The sequence below is a fragment of the Streptomyces sp. SID14478 genome (assembly GCF_010548525.1).
GTDB lineage: Bacteria > Actinomycetota > Actinomycetes > Streptomycetales > Streptomycetaceae > Streptomyces.
Map to the genome: position 1 here is coordinate 1 of NZ_JAAGMG010000403.1, position 3,839 is coordinate 3,839.

Genomic DNA, 3,839 nt, shown 5'->3' on the forward strand with positions numbered 1-3,839 from the left:
CGCGTGGGTGTGCACCCGCGCCGAGACCTGGCGGGGCGGCGGCCCGCGCACCCTGGCGCTGTTCCGGGCGCCGGGTGCGCGGACGGCGGTCGTGGCGGCGAAGTCGGAGGGATCCGCGGCGTGCGGGGTCCGGGAGCCGCTGGTGCTGGCGGGAGTGCGGTGGAAGTCGCGGGCGGGGAACTGGTACCTGATCGCCGGCGGCAGCAAGCAGGTCGGCTCCGTGTCGGCGGCGGGCTCGACGGCGTCCGGCAACGTGCTGGCGGTGCGCACGACGCGCAGTGCCCAGACGTCGCTGACCGGCCGCACGACCGAGGGCGCCGAGGTGGCCACCCTCCGCTGAACCGCTGTTGACGATCACGTAAAGAAAATCGGGCAGGGGGCTGTACCCCTCGACCTACCCGTCAGTACATTGACGCCATGTCTAATACGCGCGTCCCGCTGAAGGCACGCCAGGTGTCCTTCGCCTGGGACCGGACCCCGTTGCACTGGCTGCCCGACGACCCCTTCACCACGCACACCATCAACGTGCTGCACCTGCTCCTGCCCGCGGGCGAGCGCTGGTTCGTGCACGTCTACAAGCAGGTCCTGCCCCACATACGGGACGACCGGCTGCGTGAGGACGTCATCGGGTTCATCGGCCAGGAGGCCATGCACTCGCAGGCCCACGACGAGGTCCTGCCCCACCTGAAGGAGCAGGGACTCGACCCGACGCCGTACACGGCCCAGGTCGACTGGTTCTTCGAGAAGCTGCTCGGCGACCGGACGCTGCCGCCGGGCAGGGCGCGCCGGTGGTGGCTGCTGGAGCGGGTCGCCCTGATCGCGGCGATCGAGCACTACACCGCGTTCCTCGGCAACTGGGTGCTCAACGCCGAGGAGCTGGACCGGCGCGGCGCCGATCCGACCATGCTGGACCTGCTGCGCTGGCACGGCGCCGAGGAGGTCGAGCACCGGTCGGTCGCCTTCGAGCTCTTCGAGCACCTCGACGGCAGCTACCGGCGCCGCGTGCGCACCTGGGCCACGGCGTTCACGGCGCTGGTCTTCCTGTGGCAGCGCGGCTCCCGCTTCTTCATGGAGAACGATCCGACGCTGCTCGACGGCAAGGCCACGTTCAAGGACTTCTACCGCAGCGGCAAGGCGGGCGTACTGCCGTCGGCAGGCGCGATGGCGAGGTCCATCCCCCGCTACCTGAGCCGGAGTTACCACCCCGAGCAGGAGGGCGACACCGCGCAGGCCGTGGCCTATCTCGCTTCCTCCCCCGCCGCGACCGCCGCCGAAGCGCGTACGGGGACCGGCGCGGGAGCCGCCCGGTGAACGCCCGCACCCTGCGCAGGGCCGCCGCCGTCACCGGTGCCGCGCTCGTCGTGCGCCGTGCGCTGCGCGACCGTGTGAAGAAGTCGCCGCTGTGGCCGCTGCCCGCCCTGGAGGAGCCCACCTCCGGCCGGCCCCGGGACCGCGCGCTGAAGCTGCTCCTCACCCGCCACGAGGCGATAGCCGACGGGGTCGTCCAACTGCGCCTGGAGGGCCGTGACCTGCCCGCCTGGCAGCCGGGCGCCCACCTCGATCTCGTACTGCCCTCCGGTCTCGTACGGCAGTACTCGCTGTGCGGCGACCCGGAGGACAGGTCGTCGTACACCGTCGCCACGCGGTTGATCCCCGAGGAGGAGGGCGGGCGCGGCGGGTCCCGCGAGGTGCACGCGCAGCTGCGGGAGGGCGTGGAGGTGGAGGTGCGCGGGCCGCGCAACCGGTTCCCGCTGTCCGCGGACGCGCCCGCCCACCTCTTCGTCGCGGGCGGCATCGGCATCACGCCGATCCTGCCGATGCTGCGCGAGGCCGAGGCGCGCGGCGCGGACTGGAAGCTGCTCTACGGGGGCCGGTCGCGGGCCTCGATGCCGTTCCTGGAGGAGGTCGACGAGCTCGGCCCGCAGCGGGTGAGCATCGTGGCGCAGGACGAGGACGGGCTGCCTGACCTCGCGGGGGCGCTCGCGGCCACGGCGCCGGGCACGGCCGTGTACTGCTGCGGGCCGCAGGGTCTGATGGCGGCGGTGGAGGCGGCCCTGCCCGAGGGGCGCACCCTGCATCTCGAACGGTTCACGCCACGCAACGCGACCGAGGGGAACGGGCCGTTCGCGGTGGAGCTGCGGCGCAGCGGCAAGGTCCTCGACGTGGCGGCGGACGCGAGCGTCCTCGCCACGGTCCGCGCGGAGCTGCCGAACGTCCCGTACTCCTGCGAGCAGGGCTTCTGCGGTACGTGCCAACAGCGCGTCCTGGAAGGCGAGATCGACCACCGCGACGAGTTGCTCACCGACGCGGAGCGGAACGCCTCGATGCTCATCTGTGTGTCGCGGGCGCGCGGTGAGCGGCTGGTGCTCGATCTCTAGCCGCCCGCCGCGAGGGCCTGCGGGACGGCCTTCCGGTCCGGCCGGATCCGCTCGGTAGAGTGTTCGGTATGACGACCGGGGTGCGGCGCAGGATGGGTGTCGAGGAGCGGCGGCGGCAGTTGATCGAGGTCGCCCTCGAACTGTTCAGCCACCGCTCGCCCGATGAGGTCTCCATCGACGAGATAGCGGCCGCCGCGGGCATCTCGCGGCCGCTGGTCTATCACTACTTCCCGGGCAAACTCAGCCTGTACGAGGCCGCGTTGAAGCGGGCGGCGGAGGATCTCGCGGAGCGCTTCGAGGAGCCGCAGGACGGACCGCTCGGCGCCCGCCTGCAGCGCGTGATGGTCCGGTTCTTCGACTTCGTGGACGAGCACGGGCCGGGCTTCTCGGCGCTGATGCGCGGCGGCCCGGCCGTCGGCTCCTCGGCGACGAACGCGCTCATCGACTCGGTCCGGCAGGCCGCGTACGTCCAGATCCTCGCGCACCTGAAGGTCGCGGCCCCGTCGCCGCGCCTGGAGCTGGTGGTCCGCTCGTGGATCTCGCTGGCCGAGGCGACGGCGCTGATCTGGCTGGACGGCCGGCGCATCCCGCGCGAGGAGCTCCAGCTCCAACTGGTCCACGACTTCGCGGCGCTGGCCGCGGTCAGCGCCGCGTACGACGCGGAGATGGCGGCGCTGCTGCGCCACATCCTCGCGGACGAGCCCGTCGACGGCCCGTTCACGGACCTCATCAACCGGCTCGCGGCGCTGGTGCCCGCGTAGCAGGCACCCTAGGAGCGGGCCGAGCGGTACGCGGGCTCCAGGTCCCGTACCTCGGTCGACAGGTGCACGCCCGCCGGGGCCTCGATGTGTGCGGGCAGCAGGGCCAGGACGGACTCGGCGAGGGCGGCCTTGGCCTCCTCGGTGCGCCCGGCGAGCAGGGCGATCTCGACGTGCACGACGGTCGCCTCCTCGGCGCCGTCCCCGACGACGGTCTCCTCGGCCCGGCGGAACCGGGTCTTGCAGGCGGGCGTCCGCGCGGCGACGGTGTCGACGCAGGCCCGGTGCACGGCCCCGGCGAGTGCGGGCCGGTCGAGCCGGCCGTCGAGGTCGGCGGAGTAGTCGACGGTGATCTGCGGCATGGGGTGCTCCGGTGCTGGTGGGGCGGGTGTCGGTGATCAGCTTTACGGTGATCGGCATGACCGCACAACTCACGTTCCGCGAAGCGGACACCGACGACCTCGGCACGCTCGTCGCCCTGTACGACGGCGCGGCCCGCTGGATGGTGGATCACGGCATCGACCAGTGGAAGCCGGGCGAGAAGGACGAGGCGCACTTCAGGCGGCGCATGAAGGAGGGCGAGGTGTGGCTCGCCGAGTCCGACGGCGCGGCCGCGGGCGGCTACGAGCTGTGGTGGGCGGACGAGCCGGCCTGGGGCGCACAGCCGCCGGTCGCGGGGTACGTGCACCGGCTGATGGTGCGG

General features: G+C 72.8%; 4 protein-coding genes and 2 pseudogenes. 5 read left to right on the forward strand and 1 reads right to left on the reverse strand.

Translation table 11 applies throughout. The annotated features are described in order from the left end of the window. From G3I40_RS13285 to G3I40_RS13300, 4 genes and pseudogenes are all read left to right on the forward strand, one after another. Positions 1-340, forward strand: a pseudogene (locus tag G3I40_RS13285) (hypothetical protein); the annotation flags it as partial. Between the two features lie 77 nt (positions 341-417). Continuing rightward, entirely contained in the window at positions 418-1,311 is an 894-nt protein-coding gene (locus G3I40_RS13290) for a metal-dependent hydrolase (RefSeq protein ID WP_164302368.1), read from the forward strand. After that, on the forward strand, positions 1,308-2,378 hold the full coding sequence (locus tag G3I40_RS13295) for a PDR/VanB family oxidoreductase (protein ID WP_164302369.1): 1,071 nt from the start codon (positions 1,308-1,310) through the stop codon (positions 2,376-2,378). The genes G3I40_RS13290 and G3I40_RS13295 overlap by 4 nt, the downstream gene beginning before the upstream one ends. Before the next feature lie 68 nt (positions 2,379-2,446). Then, positions 2,447-3,139, forward strand: coding sequence for a TetR/AcrR family transcriptional regulator (locus tag G3I40_RS13300; RefSeq protein ID WP_164302370.1), 693 nt, complete (start codon positions 2,447-2,449; stop codon positions 3,137-3,139). Between the two features lie 8 nt (positions 3,140-3,147). On the opposite strand, the gene G3I40_RS13305 is transcribed toward G3I40_RS13300, so the two are convergent. After that, positions 3,148-3,498, reverse strand: coding sequence for a 5-carboxymethyl-2-hydroxymuconate Delta-isomerase (locus tag G3I40_RS13305; protein WP_164302371.1), 351 nt, complete (start codon positions 3,496-3,498; stop codon positions 3,148-3,150). Positions 3,499-3,554: 56 nt separating this feature from the next. Here G3I40_RS13305 and G3I40_RS13310 point away from each other — a divergent pair. Then, positions 3,555-3,839, forward strand: a pseudogene (locus tag G3I40_RS13310) (N-acetyltransferase); the annotation flags it as partial.

Coding starts and splice junctions, on each gene's coding strand:
- G3I40_RS13290 (WP_164302368.1), top strand. CDS start 418: ATGTCTAATACGCGCGTCCCGCTGAAGGCACGCCAGGTGTCCTTCGCC.
- G3I40_RS13305 (WP_164302371.1), bottom strand. CDS start 3,498: ATGCCGCAGATCACCGTCGACTACTCCGCCGACCTCGACGGCCGGCTC.
- G3I40_RS13300 (WP_164302370.1), top strand. CDS start 2,447: ATGACGACCGGGGTGCGGCGCAGGATGGGTGTCGAGGAGCGGCGGCGG.